The sequence below is a fragment of the Microbacterium sp. K41 genome (genome assembly GCF_004794395.1).
Lineage (GTDB): Bacteria > Actinomycetota > Actinomycetes > Actinomycetales > Microbacteriaceae > Microbacterium > Microbacterium sufflavum.
In genome coordinates this window covers 1-1,671 of record NZ_SSDO01000020.1, presented here as the reverse complement: position 1 = coordinate 1,671, position 1,671 = coordinate 1, and the positions used below count along the sequence as shown (strand labels likewise).

Genomic DNA, 1,671 nt, shown 5'->3' with positions numbered 1-1,671 from the left:
CGGGTCAGAGGGTGCGGGTCAGTCCGTGCGGGTCAGAGGGTGCGGGTCAGACGGTGCGGGTGCGCGGCAGGAGCCGGACGGGCGGGAGCGGCGGCGCGGGGATGCGCACGTCGTGCCCCTCGACCGTCCCGAACCGCGGGGCCGCGGCCTCCCAGTCCTCGCGGGCGGCCGCGATCTCGTCGTGCGTGCGGCCGGCGAAGTTCCACCACATCACGATGTCCGACTCGAACGGCTCGCCGCCGAGCAGGAACAGCAGGGCGCCCTCGGTGCTGGTGACCTCGACCTCCGTGCGCGAATCGCCGAGGTACACCAGGGCGTTGCGCTGCATGGCGTGCTCGGACAGCGCGGCCTCGCCCTCGACCAGCAGCAGCGCGTGCTCCCACTCGGACCGCAGCGGCAGGCGCACGGTCGACCCGGCGGGCAGCACGACCTCGGCGCCCACGATCGGGGTGTGCACGGTCGCGGGGGAGCGCGTCGCGGCGAACTCGCCGAGCACGACGGTCGCCGTGGCGTCGGGCCCCTCGGTCGCGGGCAGCTGGACGGTCGGCAGGTCGGTGTGGCGTTCGAAGCCGCCATCGCCGTGCCGCGCGGACTCGGGCAGCACGACCCAGAACTGCAGCGCGTCGAGGGGGATCGGGTCGTCGCCGACGGAGTACTCGGAGTGGGAGATGCCGTTGCCGGCCGTCATCAGGTTCAGCTGCCCGCGGCGCAGGTCGGCGTCGCTGCCGAGCGAGTCGCGGTGACGGATCTCGCCGACGAGGGGCCAGGTCACCGTCTGCAGTCCGATGTGCGGATGGGGTTCGACGCGCATGCGGGTGTCGGCTGGTCCGAACCGGTCGAGGAAGCACCAGGCGCCGATGGTCGGCAGGTTGCGGTGCGGGAGCACGCGCAGCACGGTCATGCCGCGCACACCCCCGAGCGGCACGTCGCGGGGCTCGAGGACGAGGCGGCGCTGCCCGATCATTCCGCCCGTCCGGTGGGATCGTCGTCGGAGCCGCCGGCGGACTCCCGCGGAGCCGACTTGTCCTGCGCCGACTTCTCCTGCGCCGACTTCTCCTGCACTGCGGCGTCCGGTGCCGCCGCGCCCTGGACCTCGGCGGGACGCCGCGGCCAGCGGATCTCGGCGCCGGGCACCTCGTGCGTCTGCAGGTACTTCGCGATGTAGGGGCACAGCGGCACGATCGCGTCGCCACGCCCCGCCGCGTCGGCCAGGGCCTCGGCGGCGAGCTTCCCGGCGAGCCCCTGGCCCTGGAACGCCGGGTCGATCTCGGTGTGGATGAAGCGGATGGCGCCCGGCCTCAGCTGGAACTCGGCGAACCCGGCGAGCACGTCGTCGGAGCGGATCTCGTAGCGGGAGGCCTCGTCGTTGCGGGTCACGGAGATGTCGGTCATCGGGTGCTCCTTCGGGGTCTGGGTCCAACCTAACCCCGGTCGCGGTGGTGGGGACGGCCGCTGCCCGTGTCGGCCGGGGTCGTTACGCTGGAGGCATGCCGCAGACTCCCCGTGACCCGTACGAGGATCTGCCCTACGCCGATGAGCCCTGGGGCGACGGGTGGGAGCCGTCCGCGCCGCCGGAGCCGATGGACTGGGAGCCGCAGGGCGCGGGGTTCGAGCCGCCGCTCGACTGGGGTCCCGGTCCCACCACGCCGGTGACCGCGTCCCGTGCGCCGG

General features: G+C 74.0%; 3 protein-coding genes. 1 reads left to right on the top strand and 2 read right to left on the bottom strand.

Features of this window, described 5'->3' with window-relative positions:
- Positions 1 to 46 precede the first annotated feature (46 nt).
- Together DW309_RS00195 and DW309_RS00190 are read right to left on the bottom strand one after the other, a co-directional pair.
- Entirely contained in the window at positions 47 to 964 is a 918-nt protein-coding gene (locus DW309_RS00195) for a pirin family protein (RefSeq protein ID WP_136036071.1), read from the bottom strand.
- A complete protein-coding gene (locus tag DW309_RS00190; protein ID WP_136044177.1) occupies positions 961 to 1,392 on the bottom strand; it encodes a GNAT family N-acetyltransferase in 432 nt (143 codons plus the stop codon). Before DW309_RS00190 ends, DW309_RS00195 begins: the two co-directional genes overlap by 4 nt.
- A gap of 95 nt (positions 1,393 to 1,487) precedes the next feature.
- On the opposite strand from DW309_RS00190, the gene DW309_RS00185 reads away from it, so the two are divergent.
- A partial coding sequence (locus DW309_RS00185) for a hypothetical protein (protein WP_205812555.1) occupies positions 1,488 to 1,671 on the top strand: 184 nt, incomplete at its 3' end.

Bases quoted from the DNA above. Each gene is read 5' to 3' on its own strand.
- DW309_RS00195 (WP_136036071.1), bottom strand. From the start codon at position 964: ATGATCGGGCAGCGCCGCCTCGTCCTCGAGCCCCGCGACGTGCCGCTC.
- DW309_RS00190 (WP_136044177.1), bottom strand. From the start codon at position 1,392: ATGACCGACATCTCCGTGACCCGCAACGACGAGGCCTCCCGCTACGAG.